Genomic DNA, 21,160 nt, shown 5'->3' on the forward strand with positions numbered 1-21,160 from the left:
CACCGGGCCTCCGCGATGCAAGCCCGCCCCGCCCCAGGGTGCGGGGCCGGTCCGGCCGCATCGCTCCCGCAGCCTCTCTTTCGCATGCCCCGGCCGACGCCATGAAAGCCTCCCAGTTCTTCGTCTCCACCCTGAAAGAAGCGCCCGCCGACGCCGAGGTCACGAGCCACAAGCTGATGATGCGCGCCGGCATGATCAAGCGGCTCGGCGCCGGCATCTACAGCTACATGCCGATGGGGTTGCGGGTGATCCGCAAGGTCGAGGCGATCATCCGCGAGGAGATGAACCGGGCCGGCGCCGTCGAGCTGCTGATGCCCGTGGTGCAACCGGCCGAGCTGTGGCAGGAGACCGGGCGCTTCGAGAAGATGGGTCCGGAGCTCATGCGCGTGAAGGACCGCCACGACCGCGACTTCATCATCCAGCCGACCAGCGAGGAGGTCGTCACCGACATCGCGCGGCAGGAACTGCGCAGCTACCGCCAGCTACCGAAGAATTTCTATCACATTCAGACCAAGTTCCGCGACGAACGCCGGCCGCGCTTCGGTGTGATGCGGGGGCGCGAGTTCACCATGAAGGACGCCTACTCCTTCGACCGCGACGAGGCCGCGGCCGGCAGGAGCTACGACGCGATGTACGCCGCCTATGGCCGCATCTTCGACCGCTTCGGCCTCAGTTACCGCGCGGTGTCGGCCGACACTGGCGCGATCGGCGGCGACCGCTCGCACGAGTTCCAGGTCATCGCCGAAACCGGCGAGGACGCGATCGTCTACTGTCCGACCAGCGACTACGCAGCCAACATCGAGTTGGCCGAGTGCCTGCCGCTCGCCGCGCAGCGGCCGGCACCGACCCAGCCGCTCGCCAAGACGCCGACGCCCGGCAAGGCCACCTGTGCCGACGTGGCCACCTTGCTGGGCTTGCCGCTGACGCAGACCGTGAAGTCGCTGGTGCTGGCGACCGACGATCGCAACGACGGCGGCGACATCGTGAAGACCACCGTCTGGCTGCTGCTGGTGCGGGGCGATCATGAGCTCAACGAGGTCAAGGCCGGCAAGCTGCCGGGTCTGAGCGCGGGCTTCCGCTTCGCGACCGTCGGCGAGATCGACGCGCACTTCGGCTGCAAGCCGGGCTACCTGGGGCCGATCGGCCTGAAGCAGCCGGTGCGCGTGATCGCCGACCGGACGGTGGCGCACATGGGCGACTTCGTCTGCGGCGCCAACGACGCCGACTTCCACTACACCGGCGTCAACTGGGGCCGCGACCTGCCCGAGCCCAACCTCGTGGCCGACATCCGCAATGCCGTCGAGGGTGATCCCTCGCCGGACGGCAAGGGCGTGTTGGCGATCCAGCGCGGCATCGAGGTCGGCCACGTGTTCTACCTCGGCACCAAGTACAGCGCCGCGATGAACGCCACCTACCTCGACGAGACCGGCAAGCCGCGGCTGATGGAGATGGGCTGCTACGGCATCGGCGTCACGCGCATCCTCGGCGCGGCAATCGAGCAGCGCCACGACGCGCGCGGCATCGTGTGGCCCGATGCGATCGCGCCGTTCGAGGTGGTCATCTGTCCGATCGGCTACGACCGCTCGGCCGAGGTCCGGCAGGCCGCCGATGCACTGCACGACGAACTGCAGGCGCTCGGCCTGGACGTGATGCTCGACGACCGGGGCGAGCGCCCAGGTGCGATGTTCGCCGACTGGGAACTGATCGGTATTCCGCAACGCGTGGTGATCTCGGACCGCGGGCTGAAGGAAGGGCAGGTCGAGTTGCAGGGCCGGCAGGAGGCCGAGGCCGGCAAGCTGGCACTGGCCGAGGTGGTCGCGCAGTTGCGTGCGCGCTTGCGCGACTGATGCAGGGCAACCGCCGGCTCGTCCTGTTCGCCGGCCTGGGCCTGGCCGCAGGCCTGCCGCCTGCGCCGGCCCTTGCCGGATCGCAGATCGAGGAGCCGCTGGCCGACGCGGTGCGGACCGCGCTGTCCGCGGCGGTTTCGCGGGGTGCACCACCGCGCCCGAGCTTCGCCAGCACCGAAGAACGCCTCGCCTACCTGCGTTGGCTCGGAGCGATGAGCCAGCGCCTGCAGAAGCGCAAGGCCGAGCACCTGACACGCGTCGAGTTCCTTGAAACCCTTTGGTACGAGAGCCGGCGAGCCGGCCTGGACCCCGGGCTGGTGATGGGGCTGGTGGAAGTGGAGAGCGGTTTTCGCAAGTACGCGGTGTCGGTGGCCGGCGCGCGCGGCTACATGCAGGTGATGCCGTTCTGGATGCGGACTATCGGCGACGGCGACGTCGGCCGTCTGTTCCATCTGCAGACCAACCTGCGCTTCGGCTGCGTGATCCTGCGGCACTACCTCGACCGCGAGCGCGGTGACCTGTACCTCGCCCTGGGCCGCTACAACGGCAGTCGCGGCCGACCCGAGTATCCGAACGCGGTGTTCGCTGCGCGCAGGCGCTGGGAATACAAGCTCGGCTGAGCGGCTCCGAACCTCAGAGACCCGACCAGGCCTTGGGTGCTGCGGCGTCCAATCCCAGCAGACCGAGAACGCGCTCCACCGTGTCGTCGACCATCTCGTCGATGCTCGCCGGCCGGTGATAGAAGGCCGGCAACGGTGGAAACACGATGCCACCCATCTCGGTCACCGCAGTCATGTTGCGCAGGTGCGCCAGGTTGAACGGCGTCTCGCGCACCAGCAACAGCAGACGGCGGCGCTCCTTCAGCGTCACATCGGCGGCGCGCGTCAGCAGGTTGTCGCCGAAGCCATGCGCAATGGCGGCCAGGGACTTCATCGAACACGGCGCGATGACCATGGCCGCGGTCGCGAAGCTGCCGCTGGCGATGCAGGCGCCGATGTCGCCGGGTGCGTGAGCGTGATCGGCCAGCGCTTCCAGCGCTTGCCGGTCCAGGCCGAGTTCGTGATGAACGTTCAGCACGCCGGCCGGCGTCACGACGAGGTGCGTTTCGGCGCCCAGCGCGCGAGCGCGTGCCAACAAGCGCGTGCCGTAGACCGCGCCGGTCGCTCCGGTGATGCCGACCACGAGGCGTCGGGTCATGTGCTGTGCCTTCAAGTGAAGGGTCGCCCCGCGAGGCAGGACGACGGCGGCCAGGACGGCAGCCGTGCGGAGCGAGGCCTCAGGCCGGAGTGCTCAACAGCGGCTGCAGTTCACCGGACTGAAACATCTCGGCCATGATGTCCGAGCCGCCGACGAACTCGCCGTTCACATACAGCTGCGGGATCGTGGGCCAGTTGGCGTAGTCCTTGATGCCCTGGCGGATGCCGTCGTCCTCGAGCACGTTCACCGTGGCCAGATCGGTCACGCCGCAGGCCTTGAGGATCTGCACGGCGCGACCCGAGAAGCCGCACATCGGGAACTGCGCGCTGCCCTTCATGAACAGCACCACGCGGTGGGACTTGACCAGTTGGTCGATGCGCTGCTGAACGTCGGAGGTGGTAATCTGGGTCATGGTGGCTCGCGGCAAGAATTCGGGAACAGCCGCGGTTATACGGCAAAGCCGGCCAGCGTCGGCCGCCGCGGTGGCAAATCCCCACCCGAGGTCAGAACGAGTACGAGACACCCAACTGCAGCAACGGACTCAGTTGCAGGTCGCGCAGGCTGTCGCTCAGGCCCTGCTGACCGAAACGCACGGCCGAGCGCGGTTGCAGCGCCACCAGGCCGACGTCGGCGCTGAAGCCCCAACCACCGCCAGTGGCACGCAGGGACTGCAGCCCGGTGTAACCCACGCCTACATAAGGCACCGAGCTGTTGCCGTCGTCCGCGCCCAGCGCCGGGTTGGCCAGGCTGAAATTGCGCTGCAGCGTGCTGAAGCTGCCGCCCAGTGCCGACAGACCCGCCGGTAGCGCGGACCAGGCGGCCCCGCGCGGCCCGTAGATCAGCCCACCGGTCGCCCGCAGTCCGCCGCTGTAGCCGGCGCCGGCGATGCCCTGCTGAAGAAAGTAATAGTCGCCGAACAGGCTCAGACTCTGCTGCGGACGATCCGCACCATAGGCGTTGATGGTGTCCAGACCGGGGTCGTAGCGCCCACCGGCGAGTGCCGCCGGGCTGCCGCGGGTCAGGCCCAGCCGGCCCTGCCAGCGGGGCCATGCGGTGTCGCTGCTGCGCAGACCCAGGCCGTTGGCGTTGGACGTGGAAGATGAGGCGGTTTGGGCGCTGCCCGAGGCGGGCGCGAGGCTGGCAGCCATCGCGAAGACCAGCGGCAGCGTCGGGCGGAACAAGGTGCGGCACACATTCATGGCGAGCTCCTCGGGCAGACCGGGAGGGCCTCGCGCGTTGCGTTCGGGCCTTCCGGAAATCGATCCTACGCCGCAGCGACGCTTTGTGGGACAGCGGTCGCCGGATCGCAACAGGGCGCGTTGCGACGGTGCGATGTTTCGCACGAACCGCTGAACAGGAGCCCCGGGCTGGCCTCGGGAGCGTCAGCTGAGGCGTCCGCCCGTGCAGCGTGGCTGGCCGCCGAGATCGCGGCGGGTGGCGATGCGCTCGTACCCCGCCGCTTCCATCAAGCGCTGGACCTCGCCGGCCTGATCGAAGCCGTGCTCGATCAGCAGCCAGGCGCCCGCCGTCAGGAAGTCCGTGGCGCATGCGACGATGTGACGGATCGCTGCGAGGCCGTCTTGGCCGGATGTGAGCGCACGCTGCGGTTCATGGCTCAGCGCAGAGAGATGCGCATCGCCTTCGGCCACATAGGGCGGATTGCTGACGATCAGCGGGAACCGTCGTCCTTCGAGGGCCGAGAACCAGTCGCTGAGCCGCCATTCGACCGCCAGGCCGAGCTGGCGAGCGTTTCGCTTCGCAACGGCCAGGGCGGCCGGGCTCGCATCCACGGCGGTCACCCGGGCCGCGGGGCGCTGGGCGGCCAGTGCCAGCGCGATCGCGCCGCTGCCCGTGCCGAGGTCGGCCACGGCGGTCTCGACGTCGCCGGGCAGCAGCTCGAGCGCCCATTCCACCAGGGTCTCGGTGTCGGCGCGGGGGATCAGGACATCGGGCGTCACCTCCAGCCTCAGGCCGAAGAACTCCTTCTCGCCCAGCACATAGGCCAAGGGCTCGCCGGCAGCGCAGCGTGCGAGCAGGGCGCCGTAACGTCGGCCTGCAGCGGGATCGAGGGTCTCGTCCTCGTGCGCGAGCAGCCAGCTGCGCGGGCGGGCGAGCACGGCACCGAGCAGGCACTGCGCGTCGAGGCGGTCGATGCCGCTCTCGCGGGCCGACTGCAGCGCGGCGGCGACGCTGCCTGGGGGCGGAGCCGGGCGGCTCATCGTCAGCCGATCTCCAGCTCGGCCAGCAACTCGGCCTCGCGCGCCGCCACCAGCGCCTTCACGACCGGTTCGAGGTCGCCGTCCATGATCGCGCCGAGCTGGTAAAGCGTCAGGTTGATGCGGTGGTCGGTGAGCCGCCCTTGCGGGAAGTTGTAGGTGCGGATGCGGTCGCTGCGGTCGCCGCTGCCGATCAGGCTCTTGCGGGTGGCTGCTTCCCTGGCTTGCCGCTCCAGCCGGTCCTTGTCGCGCAGGCGGGCGGCCAGTACCGCCATGGCCTTGGCTTTGTTGCGGTGCTGGGAACGGTCGTCCTGGCATTCGGCCACCAGCCCGGTCGGTAGGTGGGTGATGCGCACGGCCGAGTCGGTCTTGTTGACGTGCTGCCCGCCGGCCCCGCTGGCGCGGTAGGTGTCGATGCGCAGGTCGGCCGGATTCAGTGTCACCTCCTGCGCTTCGTCGGGCTCGGCCAGCACGGCGACGGTGCAGGCGCTGGTGTGGATGCGGCCCTGCGTCTCGGTGGCCGGTACGCGCTGCACGCGGTGGCCGCCGGATTCGTACTTCAGGTGACCGAACACCCCGTCGCCCTCGATGCGCGCGACGACTTCCTTGTAGCCGCCCAGCTCGCTGTCGCTCGCCGACATCACCTCGACACGCCAGCCCTGGCGCTCGGCGTAACGGGTGTACATGCGCAGCAGGTCGCCGGCGAACAAGGCCGATTCATCGCCGCCGGTGCCGGCGCGGATCTCCAGGAACGCGGGGCGCGCATCGTCCGGGTCGCGCGGCAGCAGCAGGCGCTGCAGCTCGGCTGCCAGGCGATCGAGCTCGGCCTGCGCGCTCGCGGCTTCTTCCGCGGCCATGTCGGCCAGCTCCGGGTCGGAGGCCATCTCGGCAGCGGCGGAGAGGTCGCGCTCGCGCTGGGCGTGGCGCCGCTGTCGCTCGACGATGCCCGACACCTCGACGTGCTCGCGGCTCAGCGTCCGGAATCCGCCCGCGTCACGCATCACCGCGGGATCGGCGAGCAGCGAATCGAGCTCGGCGAGACGTCGGACGTAACGGTCGAGTTGCTGGCGCAGGGCGGGTTTCATCGGTGGGCAAGGGAACGCCAGGCCGGCAGCCGATGCGGCTACCGGAGGCCGGCAGGAGCCGGCGGGCTAGAGCACCCCGTCGAGATGATCGTCTTCGCGGGGCCCGCCGGGCCGCACCGCGTCGGGCGGGATCGCGCCGCGCAGGAACAGGCGCGAGACCGTCGTGGCGAGCTGGGCACGCTGGGTCGGGTCCGAGGCGTGCAGTTCGGCCAGCGTGCCGTGCAGCATCTTCTGGGTGAGCCCGCGTGACAGCGCTTCGAGCACGGCGTCGACGCTTTCGCCGCGCGCCAGCAGCTTGCGCGCGCGCACCAGCTCGTTCTCGCGCCAGCTGTCGGCCTGCGCGTTCAGCGCCTGGATCAGCGGCACCGTGCCCCGCTGACCCAGCCAGTGCACGAAGCTCTGCACGCCGGTCTCGATGATGGCCTCGGCCTGCGCCACCGCGGCCAGGCGCTTCTCGCCGCCGCTCTGGACGATGGCCGACAGGTCGTCGACGGTATAGAGATAGACATCGTCGAGCCGTGCCACCTCGGGCTCGATGTCGCGCGGCACCGCCAGGTCGACCATGAAGATCGGACGGTGTCGCCGCGCCTTCAGCGCCCGCTCGACGGCGCCCAGGCCGATCAGCGGCAGCGAACTGGCGGTGCAGGAGACCACGGCGTCGAACTCGTGGAGGCGCTGCGGCAGATCCGACAGCCGGATCGACTCGGCCCCGAAGCGCGCCGCCAGCCGCTCGCCGCGTTCCAATGTGCGATTGGCCACCGCCATTCGGGCCGGGGCCCGGGCGGAGAAATGGGTGGCGGCCAGCTCGATCATCTCACCGGCGCCGACGAACAGCACGCGGATCTCGCGCAGGTCCTCGAACAACTGCGCCGCCAGTCGCACGGCCGCTGCCGCCATGCTGATGGAATGGGCGCCGATCTCGGTTGCCGTGCGCACTTCCTTGGCCACCGCGAAGCTGCGCTGGAACAGCTGGTGCAGCGTGCTGCCCAGCGTGCCGGCGGCATCGGCCTCGCGCACGGCCTGCTTCATCTGGCCCAGGATCTGAGGTTCGCCCAGCACCATCGAGTCCAGCCCGCTGGCCACACGGAAGGCGTGGCGAGCAGCCTCGCCCCCCTCCAGCATGTAGGCGTGGTGGCTCAGCGTGTCGGCGCCGACACCGCCCACCCCGGCCAGCCATTCGAGCGCTGGCCGTACCAGTTGCGGCTCGGCGGCGCAATACAGCTCGGTGCGGTTGCAGGTCGAGAGGATGGCGGCTTCGGGCGTTCCGGGGCGTTGCGCCGAGGTCAGGCGCTCGCGAAAACCTTGCAACGTGGGGGCCAGTTGTTCGAGCGTGAACGCAAAACGACCGCGCAAATCCACAGGCGCGGTCGTGTGGTTTAAGCCCAGGGCAAACACTGACATGGCGTGATTATAAAATTGATGTGGACTTCAACTGCCGTACTTACCAGCAGTCCAGGCGCCCGTCGGCGCCGGCTGCAACGGCCCGCGGCCCCGGCTCTGACGCCGCCCGCTCACCCCATGACCGCGCTCGACGCCCTGACCCATCTGCTCAACTTCATTCTGCCGGCCGTGCTCCTGGGGGGCTTGGCCGCGGGCCTGGCGAAGCTGGTCTGGTTCCACGCCCTGAAAGCCGTGCCGTTGCGGCGCCTGGCCGGCTGGGCCAGCGCAGCCGCCACGGTGGCCCTGGTCGGCGGATTGCTGCTGACGGGCCGCGACGGCGCGATGCTGACCTACGGCGCCATGGTGCTGGCCTGCGCCGCCGCGCTGGGCTGGGCCGGCTGGGGCCGGCATTGAGGCGCACCCGATGACTTACGCGGTCAAGGAAGTCTTCTACACCCTGCAGGGCGAAGGCAGCCATGCCGGTCGCCCGGCGGTGTTCTGCCGCTTCGCCGGCTGCAACCTGTGGAGCGGGCGCGAGGCGGATCGGGCCGATGCCGTCTGCCGCTTCTGCGATACCGAGTTCGTCGGTACCGACGGCACCGGCGGCGGCAAGTTCACCATCGCCGAATCGCTGGCAACACACGTGGCGGCTCACTGGCCTTCGGACGACGCGGGCCGTCGCTTCGTCGTGCTGACGGGCGGCGAACCGCTGCTGCAGGTCGATGCGTCCTTGATCGATGCGCTGCACGCGCAGGGCTTCGAGATCGCCGTCGAGACCAACGGCAGCGTGCCGGCGCCGCCGGGAATCGACTGGCTCTGCGTCAGCCCGAAGGCCGGCGCGCCGCTGCTGCAGCGCTCGGGCCAGGAACTGAAGGTGGTGGTGCCGCAGGACGGCATTGATCTCGGTGAACTCGACGGGCTCGACTTCGCGCAGCGCCGCGTTCAGCCGATGGACGGCCCCGATCTGGCCGTCAACACCGATTGGGCCGTGCGCTGGTGTCTCGCGCATCCGCGCTGGCAGCTCAGCCTGCAAACCCACAAACTTCTCGGCATCCGCTGAACGGATGACCTCATGTTCGAACTCAGCCAGTCCTTCTATTTCGAGTCGGCGCACACGCTGCGTCGCCAGGTCGAACGCAACGAGGCCGACGGCAGCCGGCGTGTCCACGGCCACACCTACACGGCGGAGGTCACCGTGCGTGGCGAGGCCGATCCGGCCACCGGTATGGTGGTCGATCTGGCGCTGCTGCGTTCCGCCATCGCCGCGGTGCGCGAGCAACTCGACCACCACTTTCTCGACGAGGTGCCGGGCCTGGGGTTGCCGACCCTGGAGAACCTGTGCCGCTTCATCCACGAGCGGCTCCTGCCCACGGTGCCGGCGATTGCCAGCGTCAGCGTCGGGCGGCAGAGCAGCGGGGACCGCTGTGTCTTCCGGCCGGTGCCTGCGGACTGCCGGAGATGACGCGCAGACCCGACACCCTGGCCGAGCGCAGCCGGCGCGCGGTCTGGCACCCTTGCACGCAGATGAAGCGCCACGAGCGCGAGCCGCTGCTGGCGATCGCGCGCGCCCAGGGACCATGGCTGTTCGACACCGATGGGCGGCGCTACCTCGACGCGGTCAGTTCATGGTGGGTCAACCTGTTCGGCCATGGCCATCCGCAGCTGCGGGCCGCGCTGGCCGAGCAACTGGCGACGCTCGACCATGTGATGCTCGCCGGCCTGACGCACGAGCCCGTGGTCGAGCTCTCGGAGCGCCTCGCTGTGCTGACCGGCCTGGGCCATGCCTTCTACGCCAGCGACGGCGCCTCGGCGACCGAGATCGCGCTGAAGATGAGCGCCCACAGCTGGCGCAACCGCGGTCGGCCGCAGAAGTGCGAGTTCGTCGGACTGGCCGGCGGCTATCACGGTGAGACGGTGGGTGCGCTGTCGGTGACCGACATTGCGCTGTTCCGCGAGGCCTATGCGCCGCTGGTGCGCCTGAGCGCCACCGTGCCGTCGCCCGATACGCGCCATGCGGCACCGGGCGAGGACGCCGTAGCCCACGCCAGGCGTTGCGCGGCTGCGCTCGAGGACTACTTCGATCGACACCACGACCGCACCGCGGCGCTGATCGTCGAGCCGCTGGTGCAGTGCGCCGCCGGCTTCGGCATGCACGACCCCGAATACCTGCGGCTGGCGCGCGCGCTGTGCGACCGTTACCAGGTCCACCTGATCTGCGACGAGATCGCGGTCGGCTTCGGCCGCACCGGTACGCTGTTCGCGCACCAGCAGGCAGACGTCCGGCCCGATTTCATCTGCCTTTCCAAGGGCTTGACCGGCGGCACGCTGCCGCTGTCGGCGGTGCTGACCACCGACGCGGTCTACGAGGCTTTCTACGATGACCTGGCCTCGCGCGGTTTCCTGCATTCGCACTCCTACACCGGCAATCCTTTGGCCTGCCGCGCGGCGCTGACCGTGCTCGATCTGTTCGAGCAGCCGATCGACGGCGAGCCAGTGCTGGCCCACAACCGCCGCACCGTCGCGCGGCTGACCGCGCTGTGCGAGCCGCTGAGCGCCCACCCGCGCGTTCGCGCGGTGCGCCAGCTCGGCATGCTGTGGGCCTGGGACATCGACGATGGCGGCGTGGCGGGCTTCTCCAGCGCCTACCACCTCGCAGCGCGTGAACAGGGCCTGCTGCTGCGGCCGATCGGCAACACGCTGTACTTCATGCCGCCCTACGTGCTGGACGACGAGGCGCTGGAGCAACTGGCAGGCGGTGCGTTGCGCGCGCTCGAGGTCTCGCTGGCATGACGGCGCCGACGACGTTCGCTGCGCGCGGCTGGTTCGTGACTGGTACCGACACGGGCGTCGGCAAGACCCGCGCGAGCGTCGCACTGCTGCTGGCATTGCGCACGCGGCATGCGCGCTGCGTCGGCATGAAGCCGGTCGCGGCAGGCACCGAGCCGGCGCCCGACGGCGGCGAGCGCGAGAACGAGGATGTGCGGGCGTTGCGTGCGGCCAGCACAGCGCGCGTGCCGGCCGCGCTGGACAACCCGGTGCGTCTCCACGACGCGATGTCGCCGCACCTCGCTGCGCGGCGCGCTGGCCGGACGATCGAGATCGAGCCGCTGGCCGCGGCCTACCGCGCCTTGGCCCTGCAGGCGGATGCGGTGGTCGTCGAAGGCGCGGGGGGGTTTCTCGTGCCCTTGTCCGATACGCTCACCGGTGCCGACCTCGCTACCGCGCTCGGCCTGCCGGTGATCCTCGTCGTCGGCTTGCGCCTGGGCTGCCTGAACCACGCGCTGCTGACGCGCGATGCGATCCGGCAGCGCGGCCTGCCGCTGGCCGGCTGGATCGTCAGCCGGCTCGACCCGGCCATGCCGGAGCAGGACGCCAACGTCGACTACCTGCGCCGTCAGCTCGATGCGCCCCTGTTGGCCGACTGGCCCTGGCAGCCCGATGCCGACCCGGGCACGCTGGTGCTGCAACTTCCCCCTGAGCCTGTTCTCGATGCCGCCTGACATCCACGACGTTTTCGGGCCGGCGGTCGCTGCACTCGACGCCCAGCAACTGCGCCGCCACCGCCGCGTGGTCTCGGCGCTCGACGGTGCGATGGTGCAGGCCGACGGGCAGCCACGCCTCGCCTTCGCCGGCAACGACTACCTCGGGCTGTCGCAGCACCCGGCACTGATCGAGGCCGCACGGCAGGGCGCGGCGCGCTACGGCGTCGGTGCGACGGCTTCACCGCTGATCTGCGGGCACAGCCCGTCGCACGAGGCGCTGGAGCAGGAGCTGGCGCGTTTCGTCGGTCTGCCGCGGGCGCTGTATTTCTATGCGGGCTACGCGGCCAATGCCGGTGCGATCCCGGCGCTGGTGGAGCGCGGCGATGCGCTGATCTCCGACGCCCTGAACCACGCCTGCCTGATCGACGGGGCTCGCCTGTCGCGGGCCGACCTCACGGTCTACCCGCACAACGACCTGGCGGCGCTGGAGCGGGCGCTGATCGCGGCGCGCGGAGCGCGGCGGCGGCTCGTCGTGGCCGACGCGGTGTTCAGCATGGACGGCGACCTGGCGCCGCTGCCCGAGATGCTGGCCCTGTGCGAACGCCATGACGCCTGGCTCTACGTCGACGACGCGCACGGTTTCGGCGTGCTTGGCGACGGCGGGCGCGGAAGCTTGTCGCACTGGGGTGTGCCGACCGACGCGATGTCGTCGCGGCTGATCTACATGGCCACGCTGGGCAAGGCCGCCGGCGTTGCGGGGGCCTTCATCGCCGGCGCGCCCGCCGTGATCGAGTGGCTGGTGCAGAAGGCACGCACCTTCTTCTTCGCCACCGGGGCACCGCCGATGATCGCCGAGGCGCTGCGGGCCAGCCTGCAGGTCATCGAAGCGGAAGGCTGGCGGCGCGAACGGTTGCTGCAGCTGCACACGCGTCTCGTGTCCGGACTGGCCGCGTTGCCGTGGCCGGCGCCCGCCTCGCAAAGCGCCATCCAGCCGCTGCTGCTGGGCGACAACGGCACGGCGTTGCAGGTGATGGCAGCGCTCGATGCCCAGGGCATCTGGGTGCCGGCGATCCGCCCGCCGACGGTGCCCGATGGCACCGCCCGCCTGCGCATCTCGCTGTCGGCCGCGCACACGTCGGACGACGTGGACCAACTGTGCGCCGCGCTGCTCGCGGCCAGCGCCCGGCCCCCTGTCTGAGCTGCCCGTTTCACGGGGGTGGGCCGCGCCGCTGCGCACGGCGCTTCGCACAATCGAGGCATCGCATCACACCGTAGCGATGCGAAGAAGCCGGAGCGTGCGCCATGGTCCTGCCCGAGCGCCCACAGACTGCTACCGAGGAGCTGGCCAACGCGGTCAGCCATGGCCTCGGTCTGCTGCTCGCGCTGGCGTCCTTGCCGGTGGTCGTCGAGTTCGCCGCGCGGCACGGCAGCCTGGTGAAGCTGGTCGGTGTCAGCGTGTTCTCGGCGACGATGATCCTGGTGTACTTCGCGTCCGCGCTGTACCACGCGCTGCCGCCCGGGCGGGCCAAGCGCTGGTGCAACACGCTGGACCACGTGGCGATCTACCTCTTCATCGCCGGCAGCTACACACCGGTCGCACTGGGCCGGCTGCCCGATGGGCCGGGTTGGGCGCTGCTGGGGTTGGTGTGGGCGCTGGCCGTCATCGGCGCTTTGCTCAAGATCACCCGGCGGCTGGCGAATCCGCTGCTCTCGACCGCGCTCTACGTGGCGATGGGCTGGCTCGCGGTGTTTGCCGCCGGCCCGGTGTTGCGCGACATGCCGCTGGGCGTGCTGGCCTGGCTGCTGGCCGGCGGTCTGGCCTATCTGGTGGGCGTCGTCTTCTTTATGCTCGACTCGCGCCTGCGCTTCGGGCACTTCGTCTGGCACCTGTTCGTGCTGGCCGGCAGCGCCTGCCATTTCTTTGCGGTGCTGGGGCCGGCCGCCTGAGCAGTTGCGAGGCGGCCGTCAAGCCGGCTGCGGGCTGTGCTCCCGCAGCAGTACCTCGCCGCGCAGCGAATGCGGATAGGCCTCGGTGATCGTCACGTCGATCAACTGGCCGGTCAGGCGGGCCGGACCGGCGAAATTGACGATGCGATTGCACTCGGTGCGGCCCATCAGCTCGTGGCCGGCATTGAGCTCCGGCCGCCGCGACGGCCCCTCGACCAGGATGCGCTGCACGGTGCCGACGCGGCTCGCTCCGATGCGCCGGCCGTTGGCCTCGATCGCTTCCTGCACCTGCTGCAAGCGGGCCAGCTTGAGTTCGCGCGGCGTGTCGTCGTGCAGCGCCGAGGCCGGCGTGCCTGGGCGGGCGCTGTAGATGAAGCTGAAGCTGTGATCGAACCTCACGTCCTCGATCAGCTTCATCGTGCGCGCGTGGTCATCATCGGTCTCGCCGGGGAAGCCGACGATGAAGTCGGTCGACAGGCTGATGTCGGGCCGGATCGCGCGCAGCTTGCGGATCGAAGACTTGTATTCCAGTGTCGTGTAGCCGCGCTTCATCGCGCTCAGGATGCGGTCGCTGCCATGCTGCACCGGCAGGTGCAGGTGGTTCACGAGCTGCGGCACGCGGGCGTACACGTCGATCAGCCGCTGCGAGAATTCGTTCGGGTGGCTGGTGGTGTAGCGGATGCGGGCGATGCCGGGGATATCGGCCACGTACTCCAGCAGCAGCGCGAAATCGGCGATCTCGGCCGTGTCGCCCATGCGGCCGCGGTAGCCGTTGACGTTCTGGCCCAACAGCGTCACTTCCTTCACGCCCTGGTCGGCCAGGCCGGCCACTTCGGTGAGCACGTCGTCGAACGGGCGCGACACTTCCTCGCCGCGCGTGTAGGGCACGACGCAATAGCTGCAGTACTTGGAGCAACCTTCCATGATCGAGACGAAGGCGGTCGGGCCGTCGACGCGCGCCGGCGGCAGGTGGTCGAACTTCTCGATCTCGGGGAAGCTGATGTCGACCTGCGGGCGCTGCAGCGCATCGCGACGCGCCAGCATCTCCGGCAGGCGATGCAGCGTCTGCGGACCGAACACCACGTCGACGTAGGGCGCGCGCTCGATCAGTGCCGCGCCTTCCTGGCTGGCGACGCAGCCGCCCACGCCGATCTTCACGCCCTTGGCCTTCAGGTGCTTCACGCGGCCCAGGTCGCTGAACACCTTCTCCTGCGCCTTCTCGCGCACCGAGCAGGTGTTGAACAGGATCAGGTCGGCCTGCTCCACGTCGGTCGTTGGTTCGTAGCCTTCGGCCGCGCGCAGCACGTCGGCCATCTTGTCGGAGTCGTACTCGTTCATCTGGCAACCGAAGGTCTTGATGAAGACCTTCTTGCCGGTGCCGGCGGCGCTCATGGCTTGGCCCAGGCCTGCGCGGCCGGGTCGAAGGACCAGCGCGCGGCCTCGTCGGCGGTCTTCGGCCAGAGGCCGGTTTTCTCTTCGGCGCGCAGCACCCACACGTCCTTGACCAGGCCCAGCGTGTCGACGGTGTAGTGCGCCATGAAGCGCTGGCCGATCAGCGCCCCGGACACCTGCACGAGATTGTTGGTGTCGCGCAGCCTGGCACCGGGCGCGAGCCGAGCTGCCTTGCCGTTGAGCAGCACGTCGGGGGGATTCACCATCGTGATCTCGCCGCGCAGCGCGTTGTACGGGAAGTTGCGCTGCACCTGCGCAGACGCGGCGAACGGGGCACTCAGGGCGAACACGAGCAGGGCACAGCGGTACATGGTGTGGATCCAGTGGCTGCAGAAGGAGGGAAGCTTGAAATTGTAGTGACCCGCGGAGCCTGTCGGACTTGTTTGAAAACGTACTGCCACGCGTCGCCGCGGTTGCCAGATCCGTCACGAACGCCAGCCGTTGCCGGGGTGGGCGAACGGCCTCGACCGCACGCCGCTCCATGGCGCGGAAGTTGCCTTGCCCCTTCGGTTCTCAAGTGCCGGAGCGCGGAATGTCATCGAACCCTGGTCAGATCCTGGCGTCTTGGGCGCGCTCGCTGGCCTTGGCGGCGATCGGGGCGTCACTGTCCGGCTGCGGCGCGCTGGCCATCACCGCGCTCGGCGTCGGGGCCTCGGCCGGCGTCTCGCACACGGCGAGCGGCACGAGCTACCGCACGTTCACGGCCAGCGCCGCGCAGGTGAAGGCGGCATCGCTGGCGGCCCTGAACAAGATGGGCGTCACCGTCGAAGGCATCGCCAAGACCGATAGCGGCGAACTGATCAAGGGTAACTCTGCGGACCGCAGCATCGAGATCGAACTCGAGGCGATGAGCAAGTCCACCACGCAGATGCGCGCTTCGGCGAAGCGCAACCTGTTCGTCCACGATGCCGCCACGGCAAAGGAAATCGTCGAGCAGACCGAGCGCGCCATGGTGGCGGCCGACAAGCGCGCCAAGGCCGCGGCAACCAGCTACCTGGTCAGGGCTTCGGGCTCTTTGTGACCCGGAGCGTTTGCTCTGGGGCCTTGACGGCGGATGCTCAGGAGGCCACGGCCTCGCGCAGCCGGATCGCCTGGTGACCGATGTCGAGCGCGTGCCGCAGCGCCGCGGCCGGCGCCTCGAAGCGGTGGCCCCCGGAGACCCGGTCGCTGCTGAACACCACCTCGGGCGGCTGGTCGGCACCGCGCACTCGATGCACCTCGACTGCGGCCGTGTAGCCGCCGCGGGCTGCGTCCAGGGCGCCGGCGTAGATGCGGAAATCGCCGACCTCACGTTCTTGCAGGTTCATCCAGAGCTCCTTCTCGGCGATGTTCGCCAATGTTGAATCGAAGCATCGGTGATTCGCCGGCAACGAACCATCCCCCACTGGCGTCCGCCCCGAAGGGGGGAGGTCGAGCTGCTCAGCCGCGGACATGAGTGGCAAACAGGTAGACGGTGACCGCGCCGGCGAACAGCACCACGGTCAGAACACGCCAAGCGTTGAACGATCCGCGCCTGTGGTGACGCGATGGCGGGGCACGGTGTTGGCGACGCGTATCGTCATCGTCGCCATGCAGCAGCGAATAGGACGTGGAAGTCTTGAATTCGCTCGGCCGATCGTCGGCCCGCTCGCGGTCCCAATTGAAGGCTTGTGTGTCGTGGCGCATGCACGCAGTGTCTGCCCGCACCCAGCCACGCTGTATCCCGCGCTCGCGGGCCCCGCAGATGCGGGTGCGGCCAAGGCCACGCCGGAAACGAGAAGCCCCGCACGGGGCGGGGCTCGGGAGTCTTGGTGGCGCTTCAGGGATTCGAACCCCGGACCTGCGGATTATGATTCCGTCGCTCTAACCGACTGAGCTAAAGCGCCAAAGCCGCGCATTATAGCGAGCCTTCAAGGGGCTTGCGAATGCCACGCGGTTCTTGGGGGCAGCACGGTGCTTGTGCCAGCATCGGTTCACGGTGCCAAGGCTGCATCGACCGAGGTGACCCATGGGATGGTGGCGATCGGACCTGGCGGACGGGATCCGCAAGCACGGCTTCCGCAGGTGGTACGAGCGGGAGCTGATCTCCAGCCACGCGCACCTGGTGCTGACATTCCTGTGCATGGTCGGCCTGCTGGGGGGCTTCGAGGTCTATGACCGCCGTGCGCCGCTGGGCGACCAGGTGGTGACCGGCATCGCGGTGTTGCTGTCGGCGGCGATCGGACTGTGGGCCTTGCGCCGCTATCTGTTCTTGTTGCTGCACGCGGAAACCACCGCGAACCAGGCCGTCTGCCCGCAATGCGGCGCCTATGCTCGCTTCGACGTGGTCGCCGGGCCACAACAGCCCGAGGCCGATGCGGTCGCGGTGCGATGTCGCGGCTGCGCGCAGGTGTGGACGATCACGCGCTGAAGTGCAGAGCACCGGTCAGATCAACTGCCCGATGGCCATAGCCAGGAAGCTCAGCAGCAGCGTGGTTGCGATCGGCAGAGACCAGTCGCGGCCGCCGAGACGGAAGTTCAGATCACCGGGCAGCCGGCCGAGACCGAACTTCTCGAGCCAGGGCCGCAGGCCGTTGAAGACGACCAATGTGATGACGACGACGAGCAGCCAGCGCAGCATGGTGGGGTCCGGGTCTCAGAGCATGTGGCTGCGATCGCCCTGGGCGAAGCCGATCGCGTCGAAGGGCTCCCCGGCCGCGAAGCCGATCACCTTGAACAGCTCGCCCATCTCGTGCTCGGTCAGCAGCTTCTGCGCCGCGGCGATGGCGCGCAGGTCGGCACTCCGCAGGTCGTCGAGCAGGCCGCAGTTCATCAGGAAGCGCGCCTGGGTGGTGTAGCCCAGCACGGCGAGCCCGGCGTCCTGCCCTGCCAGCGCGATGCCGGTGAAATCGACGTGGGCGGTGATGTCCTTGTCGCCCACGTCGCTCAGCGGGTCGCCGTCGGCTAGGTGCGCGCGGTGGCACATCAGCGTGCCGCCGATGCGCTGCGGATGATGGAACTCGGCCTCGGGGAAGCCGTAGTCGATGAAAAACGCCGCGCCGCGCCCGAGGGTGGCCGCCAGCGTGCGGATGAAGGCCTCTCCCTGGCGCTGCAGTTCGGTGGTGGTGCCCGGCACGCGGTCGGTCGCCAGCGGTGGCCGCAGCGGGGTCGGCCGGTCGGCATAGACGAAGCGTCCATCGGAGAGCGCCACACCGCGCTCCAGCCATCGGCTGCCATCGAAGTGCAGCAGGGCCACCGGCATCGCGTCGAGCACCTCGTTGCCGACCAGCACGCCGTCGATCCGCTCCGGCAGACGATCCAGCCACACCGCTTTCGCGGCGTGCTGCGGCGGCACGCGCGCGGCGATCGTGGTCCGCTGACGATCGCGCAGCGCTCCCGACAGGTCGACGATGACGTAGCGGTCGATCCGGTCGCCCAGAGCCTCCAGCAGTTGCACGGCCAGTGCTCCCGAGCCGGCGCCGAACTCCCACACTTCGCTCGTTCCGGTGGCGTCCAGCGCCTGGCCCAGCTGGCGCGCCAGGGCACGGCCGAACAAGGGGCTCAGCTCGGGTGCGGTGACGAAATCACTGCCGGAGTCCGGCATCAGACCGAACTGGCGATCGCCGCGCACGTAATAGCCCAGGCCGGGCGCATACAGCGCGAGCTCCATGTAGCGCTCGAAGCCGAGCCAGCCGCCGGCGCGCCCGATCTCCGCCGCGATCCGCGCCTTCAAGGCCTCTTGCAGGCTCGGCGAAGGGGGGCTGGCTACACTGACAGGGCTCGATTCCACCTTCCCATTGTCTCGCACGACATGAGCGTCGATTCCCGTCCCGTGGTGCTCGTCACCGGTGCCGCGCGGCGCGTCGGCCGCGCCATCGCGCTCGAACTGGCCGCGCACGGCTTCGACGTGGCGGTGCACAGCCACCGGGCCAGCGACGAGTCGATCGACACGCTGCAGGCGGCCCGCGCAGCGGGGGCGCGCGCCGATGCGTTCGTGGCCGACCTGGCGGACGAGGCGGCCTGCCGCGCGCTGCTGCCTGCCGTGGCCGAGCGCATGGGGCGCATCGACGCGGTGGTGAACAACGCCTCGCGCTTCGAATACGACGGCGCGAGCGACTGCAGCTACGCGTCGATGGCCGAGCACTGGCAGGTCAACACCGCCGCTCCGGTGCTGTTGGCGGCCGCGCTGTACCAGCGGCTGAGCGGGGGTGCGCGGCGTGGCTGCGTTGTCAACCTGCTCGACCAGAAGCTGTGGAACCCGAACCCGGACCATTTTTCGTACACGCTGTCGAAGGCCGCACTGGAGGCGGCGACGACGCTGCAGGCGCAGGCCTTCGCGCCCACGCTGCGCGTGGTCGGTGTCGCGCCCGGTGTCACGCTGCCGTCGGGCCCGATGGACAGCGCGGAGTTCGTGCGCGCGCACGCGATGACGCCGCTGCGCCGCTCGTCGACGCCCGAGGACGTGGCGCGTGCGGTGCGTTTCCTGATCGAGTCGCCGGCCATCACCGGTACCACGCTGCTGGTGGACGGCGGGCAGCATCTGGCCGCGCAGCCGCGCGACGTGCTGTTCCTGGCGCGCGAGGGGGCTTGAGGTGCCACACTGGCCCCTGCATCCCCGGTTGGCTGCGTGCCGGCGCGTGTTCCTGAAGTCCTACGCGCTGCCGGTGCGCATCGGCGTGCACGACTTCGAGCGCCTGGGCCCGCAGCGGCTGCTGATCGACGTCGATCTGTACGTGCCGCTGGCGGCCAGCACGCCGCGCGCGGATCGGCTCGACGAGGTGGTCGACTACGACTTCATCCGCCACGCCATCGCCGAGCGCGTGGCTCAGGGCCACATCGGGCTGCAGGAAACGCTGTGCGACGAGATCGCCGCGCGCATGCTGGCCCATCCCCAGGTGCGCGCGGTGCGCGTGTCGACCGAGAAACCCGACGTCTACGATGACTGCGCCGCGGTCGGCGTGGAGGTGTTCCACATCAAGGAGAGCGACGCATGAGTGCCGTCGTCATCGAGCCCGGCGTCACGCAACGCCAGGCCGGCAAGCCCGCTTTCGAGGCCAACAAACTCAGCAAGCGCCTGCACCGGCTGGTCGGCCAGGCCATCGGCGACTTCAACATGATCGAGCCGGGCGACAAGCTCATGGTCTGCGTGTCGGGCGGCAAGGACAGCTACACGCTGCTCGACATCCTGCTGAACCTGCAGCAGCGCGCGCCGATCGACTTCTCGCTCGTCGCGGTCAACCTCGACCAGAAGCAGCCCGGCTTTCCCGAGCACGTGCTGCCCGAGTATCTGGCGAGCCGCGGCGTGCCTTTCCACATCGAGAACCAGGACACCTACTCCATCGTCAAGCGGGTCGTGCCCGAGGGCAAGACAATGTGCAGCCTGTGCTCGCGCCTGCGGCGCGGCATCCTGTACCGCGTGGCCGGCGAGCTGGGCGCGACCAAGATCGCGTTGGGCCACCACCGTGACGACATGCTGCAGACGCTGTTTCTCAACATGTTCTTCGGCGCCAAGCTCAAGGGCATGCCACCCAAGCTGGTCAGCGACGACGGCCGGCACGTCGTGATCCGCCCGCTGGCCTATGTGCCCGAGCATGACCTGGAGGCCTGGGCCGCGCACCGCCAGTTCCCCATCATTCCCTGCACGCTGTGCGGCAGCCAGGAGAACCTGCAGCGCAAGCAGATCGCGCAGATGCTGCGCGACTGGGAGCGCCAGCACCCCGGCCGGCTCGACAACATGGCCAGCGCGCTGGCCAACGTGGTGCCTTCTCACCTGCAGGACCGGAACCTCTACCCCTTCACCTCGCTCCAAGCTACCGGAAGGGCCGACGATCGGGGCGACAAGGCCTTCGATGACGACGAAGTCTGTGCGCCGCTCGGCGCTGCGTCGGTCATCGAGGCGGAAGTCCCGATCCGCTGGCATGGGCAGAACTGAAACCGAGCAAGGAGGCCGCATGCATCGAACCCGATCCGCCATGGCGTCGCTGCTCGTATGCGCTGCGGCCCTGCTCGTCGCGGGATGCGCCAGCCTCAACAGCGTGGCCGTCGACGTGTCCAGCCAGGGCAGTTGGCCGGCCGATCGCAAGCCGGGCAGTTACGCGATCGAGCGCCTGCCGTCGCAGCAGGCCAACGCCGCCGAGCAGGACCGCATCGAGGCAGGCGCCCTGCCTGCACTCGAGGCGGCCGGCTTCACCCGCGTCCCGCTCGAGCAGGCCGACGTACTCATCCAGGTCGGAGCCCGGGTGTTCGAGGTGTCACGCCGCGACCCCTACATGAGCCATTGGGCCTGGCGCAGCGACTGGTGGTTCTACGGCGGGCGCCGGCCGTTCTTCTATGGGCCCGGCTTCGGCTATGCGCCGGGTTTCGGCTATGACTACTACGACTTCCCGGATTACCAGCGCGAGGTCGGCATCCTGATCCGTGACCGGCGCAGCCAGCAGATCGTCTACGAAACGCGCGCCGCCTATTCGAGCCGCTGGACGTCGGAGGCGCTGCTGCCGGCCATGTTCGAGGCGGCGATGAAGGACTTCCCGCTGCCGGCGTTGACGCCGCGGACGGTGACGGTGGCACTGCCCACGTCGCCGCGCTGAGGAGCGGTC

Annotated in this window: 27 protein-coding genes and 1 tRNA gene; 15 read left to right on the forward strand and 13 right to left on the reverse strand. The window is 69.5% G+C overall.

What is annotated here, in order from left to right:
- Window positions 1-101 precede the first annotated feature (101 nt).
- The gene (locus ASC67_RS17595; protein ID WP_056324683.1) at window positions 102-1,847 is read left to right on the forward strand and encodes a proline--tRNA ligase; all 1,746 of its coding nucleotides are present in this window, start codon (window positions 102-104) and stop codon (window positions 1,845-1,847) included.
- Window positions 1,847-2,467 carry a lytic transglycosylase domain-containing protein gene (locus tag ASC67_RS17600; protein ID WP_056324688.1) on the forward strand — a complete coding sequence of 207 codons (621 nt, stop codon included), beginning with the start codon at window positions 1,847-1,849 and terminating at the stop codon, window positions 2,465-2,467. Before ASC67_RS17595 ends, ASC67_RS17600 begins: the two co-directional genes overlap by 1 nt.
- A 13-nt stretch (window positions 2,468-2,480) precedes the next feature.
- Here ASC67_RS17600 and ASC67_RS17605 read toward each other — a convergent pair whose 3' ends face one another.
- From ASC67_RS17605 to hemA, 6 genes are all read right to left on the reverse strand, one after another.
- A complete protein-coding gene (locus ASC67_RS17605; RefSeq protein ID WP_056324692.1) occupies window positions 2,481-3,044 on the reverse strand; it encodes a UbiX family flavin prenyltransferase in 564 nt (187 codons plus the stop codon).
- 79 nt (window positions 3,045-3,123) lie between these two features.
- Window positions 3,124-3,456 carry a Grx4 family monothiol glutaredoxin gene (gene grxD, locus ASC67_RS17610; RefSeq protein ID WP_056324695.1) on the reverse strand — a complete coding sequence of 111 codons (333 nt, stop codon included), beginning with the start codon at window positions 3,454-3,456 and terminating at the stop codon, window positions 3,124-3,126.
- 91 nt (window positions 3,457-3,547) lie between these two features.
- Window positions 3,548-4,243, reverse strand: a complete 696-nt coding sequence (locus ASC67_RS17615) for a hypothetical protein (protein ID WP_056324700.1) — start codon at window positions 4,241-4,243, stop codon at window positions 3,548-3,550.
- Window positions 4,244-4,426: 183 nt separating this feature from the next.
- Window positions 4,427-5,263, reverse strand: a complete 837-nt coding sequence (gene prmC / locus ASC67_RS17620) for a peptide chain release factor N(5)-glutamine methyltransferase (protein WP_056324704.1) — start codon at window positions 5,261-5,263, stop codon at window positions 4,427-4,429.
- 2 nt (window positions 5,264-5,265) lie between these two features.
- Window positions 5,266-6,345, reverse strand: coding sequence for a peptide chain release factor 1 (gene prfA / locus ASC67_RS17625; protein ID WP_056324709.1), 1,080 nt, complete (start codon window positions 6,343-6,345; stop codon window positions 5,266-5,268).
- A gap of 66 nt (window positions 6,346-6,411) precedes the next feature.
- Window positions 6,412-7,746, reverse strand: coding sequence for a glutamyl-tRNA reductase (gene hemA, locus ASC67_RS17630; RefSeq protein WP_056324713.1), 1,335 nt, complete (start codon window positions 7,744-7,746; stop codon window positions 6,412-6,414).
- A gap of 117 nt (window positions 7,747-7,863) precedes the next feature.
- Here hemA and ASC67_RS17635 point away from each other — a divergent pair, with 117 nt between their 5' ends.
- The 7 genes from ASC67_RS17635 to ASC67_RS17665 all read left to right on the forward strand — a co-directional run bounded on the left by ASC67_RS17635 (window position 7,864) and on the right by ASC67_RS17665 (window position 13,154).
- Window positions 7,864-8,139 (forward strand): hypothetical protein, encoded by a 276-nt coding sequence (locus ASC67_RS17635; RefSeq protein ID WP_056324718.1) that lies wholly within the window; start codon window positions 7,864-7,866, stop codon window positions 8,137-8,139.
- Window positions 8,140-8,149: 10 nt separating this feature from the next.
- The gene (queE, locus tag ASC67_RS17640; RefSeq protein ID WP_056324721.1) at window positions 8,150-8,785 is read left to right on the forward strand and encodes a 7-carboxy-7-deazaguanine synthase; all 636 of its coding nucleotides are present in this window, start codon (window positions 8,150-8,152) and stop codon (window positions 8,783-8,785) included.
- Window positions 8,786-8,797: 12 nt separating this feature from the next.
- Window positions 8,798-9,187 (forward strand): 6-carboxytetrahydropterin synthase, encoded by a 390-nt coding sequence (locus ASC67_RS17645; protein WP_056324727.1) that lies wholly within the window; start codon window positions 8,798-8,800, stop codon window positions 9,185-9,187.
- Window positions 9,184-10,515 carry an adenosylmethionine--8-amino-7-oxononanoate transaminase gene (bioA, locus tag ASC67_RS17650; RefSeq protein ID WP_056324733.1) on the forward strand — a complete coding sequence of 444 codons (1,332 nt, stop codon included), beginning with the start codon at window positions 9,184-9,186 and terminating at the stop codon, window positions 10,513-10,515. The genes ASC67_RS17645 and bioA overlap by 4 nt, the downstream gene beginning before the upstream one ends.
- A complete protein-coding gene (gene bioD, locus ASC67_RS17655; RefSeq protein ID WP_056324738.1) occupies window positions 10,512-11,225 on the forward strand; it encodes a dethiobiotin synthase in 714 nt (237 codons plus the stop codon). The genes bioA and bioD overlap by 4 nt, the downstream gene beginning before the upstream one ends.
- Window positions 11,215-12,405, forward strand: coding sequence for an 8-amino-7-oxononanoate synthase (bioF, locus tag ASC67_RS17660; RefSeq protein ID WP_056324742.1), 1,191 nt, complete (start codon window positions 11,215-11,217; stop codon window positions 12,403-12,405). Before bioD ends, bioF begins: the two co-directional genes overlap by 11 nt.
- Before the next feature lie 104 nt (window positions 12,406-12,509).
- Window positions 12,510-13,154: a hemolysin III family protein gene (locus ASC67_RS17665; RefSeq protein WP_056324747.1), complete on the forward strand. Its 645-nt coding sequence runs from the start codon at window positions 12,510-12,512 to the stop codon at window positions 13,152-13,154.
- A gap of 18 nt (window positions 13,155-13,172) precedes the next feature.
- Here ASC67_RS17665 and miaB read toward each other — a convergent pair whose 3' ends face one another.
- Window positions 13,173-14,546, reverse strand: coding sequence for a tRNA (N6-isopentenyl adenosine(37)-C2)-methylthiotransferase MiaB (miaB, locus tag ASC67_RS17670; RefSeq protein ID WP_056324753.1), 1,374 nt, complete (start codon window positions 14,544-14,546; stop codon window positions 13,173-13,175).
- Window positions 14,543-14,917 (reverse strand): hypothetical protein, encoded by a 375-nt coding sequence (locus ASC67_RS17675; protein ID WP_056324757.1) that lies wholly within the window; start codon window positions 14,915-14,917, stop codon window positions 14,543-14,545. The genes miaB and ASC67_RS17675 overlap by 4 nt, the downstream gene beginning before the upstream one ends.
- A 170-nt stretch (window positions 14,918-15,087) precedes the next feature.
- On the opposite strand from ASC67_RS17675, the gene ASC67_RS17680 reads away from it, so the two are divergent.
- Window positions 15,088-15,627, forward strand: coding sequence for a DUF3568 family protein (locus tag ASC67_RS17680; protein WP_082536101.1), 540 nt, complete (start codon window positions 15,088-15,090; stop codon window positions 15,625-15,627).
- Window positions 15,628-15,664: 37 nt separating this feature from the next.
- Here the strand turns inward: ASC67_RS17680 and ASC67_RS17685 are convergent, their stop codons facing one another.
- The 3 genes from ASC67_RS17685 to ASC67_RS17695 form a co-directional block, all read right to left on the reverse strand.
- The gene (locus tag ASC67_RS17685) at window positions 15,665-15,913 is read right to left on the reverse strand and encodes a hypothetical protein (RefSeq protein ID WP_041929503.1); all 249 of its coding nucleotides are present in this window, start codon (window positions 15,911-15,913) and stop codon (window positions 15,665-15,667) included.
- A 112-nt stretch (window positions 15,914-16,025) separates the two neighbouring features.
- Window positions 16,026-16,271, reverse strand: coding sequence for a hypothetical protein (locus tag ASC67_RS17690; protein ID WP_056324776.1), 246 nt, complete (start codon window positions 16,269-16,271; stop codon window positions 16,026-16,028).
- 123 nt (window positions 16,272-16,394) lie between these two features.
- A tRNA-Met gene (locus tag ASC67_RS17695) sits at window positions 16,395-16,471 on the reverse strand.
- Window positions 16,472-16,593: 122 nt separating this feature from the next.
- Here ASC67_RS17695 and ASC67_RS17700 point away from each other — a divergent pair.
- Window positions 16,594-16,995, forward strand: a complete 402-nt coding sequence (locus ASC67_RS17700; RefSeq protein ID WP_056324780.1) for a hypothetical protein — start codon at window positions 16,594-16,596, stop codon at window positions 16,993-16,995.
- Between the two features lie 15 nt (window positions 16,996-17,010).
- On the opposite strand, the gene ASC67_RS17705 is transcribed toward ASC67_RS17700, so the two are convergent.
- Together ASC67_RS17705 and ASC67_RS17710 are read right to left on the reverse strand one after the other, a co-directional pair.
- Complete coding sequence (locus ASC67_RS17705) at window positions 17,011-17,205, reverse strand: DUF2905 domain-containing protein (RefSeq protein WP_056324783.1); 195 nt, start codon at window positions 17,203-17,205, stop codon at window positions 17,011-17,013.
- Between the two features lie 15 nt (window positions 17,206-17,220).
- Window positions 17,221-18,354 (reverse strand): class I SAM-dependent methyltransferase, encoded by a 1,134-nt coding sequence (locus ASC67_RS17710; RefSeq protein ID WP_404932891.1) that lies wholly within the window; start codon window positions 18,352-18,354, stop codon window positions 17,221-17,223.
- 21 nt (window positions 18,355-18,375) lie between these two features.
- Here ASC67_RS17710 and ASC67_RS17715 point away from each other — a divergent pair, with 21 nt between their 5' ends.
- The 4 genes from ASC67_RS17715 to ASC67_RS17730 are packed head-to-tail and all read left to right on the forward strand — an operon-like array spanning window position 18,376 to window position 21,151.
- Complete coding sequence (locus tag ASC67_RS17715) at window positions 18,376-19,155, forward strand: SDR family oxidoreductase (RefSeq protein WP_056324788.1); 780 nt, start codon at window positions 18,376-18,378, stop codon at window positions 19,153-19,155.
- A 1-nt stretch (window position 19,156) separates the two neighbouring features.
- Window positions 19,157-19,558 (forward strand): dihydroneopterin aldolase, encoded by a 402-nt coding sequence (locus ASC67_RS17720; protein ID WP_056324792.1) that lies wholly within the window; start codon window positions 19,157-19,159, stop codon window positions 19,556-19,558.
- Window positions 19,555-20,496, forward strand: coding sequence for a tRNA 2-thiocytidine(32) synthetase TtcA (ttcA, locus tag ASC67_RS17725; RefSeq protein ID WP_056324796.1), 942 nt, complete (start codon window positions 19,555-19,557; stop codon window positions 20,494-20,496). Before ASC67_RS17720 ends, ttcA begins: the two co-directional genes overlap by 4 nt.
- 19 nt (window positions 20,497-20,515) lie before the next feature.
- Window positions 20,516-21,151 (forward strand): DUF4136 domain-containing protein, encoded by a 636-nt coding sequence (locus ASC67_RS17730; RefSeq protein ID WP_082536103.1) that lies wholly within the window; start codon window positions 20,516-20,518, stop codon window positions 21,149-21,151.
- Window positions 21,152-21,160: the final 9 nt, after the last annotated feature.

The organism is Methylibium sp. Root1272 (assembly GCF_001425905.1).
In the GTDB taxonomy this organism is placed as follows: Bacteria; Pseudomonadota; Gammaproteobacteria; order Burkholderiales; family Burkholderiaceae_C; genus Methylibium.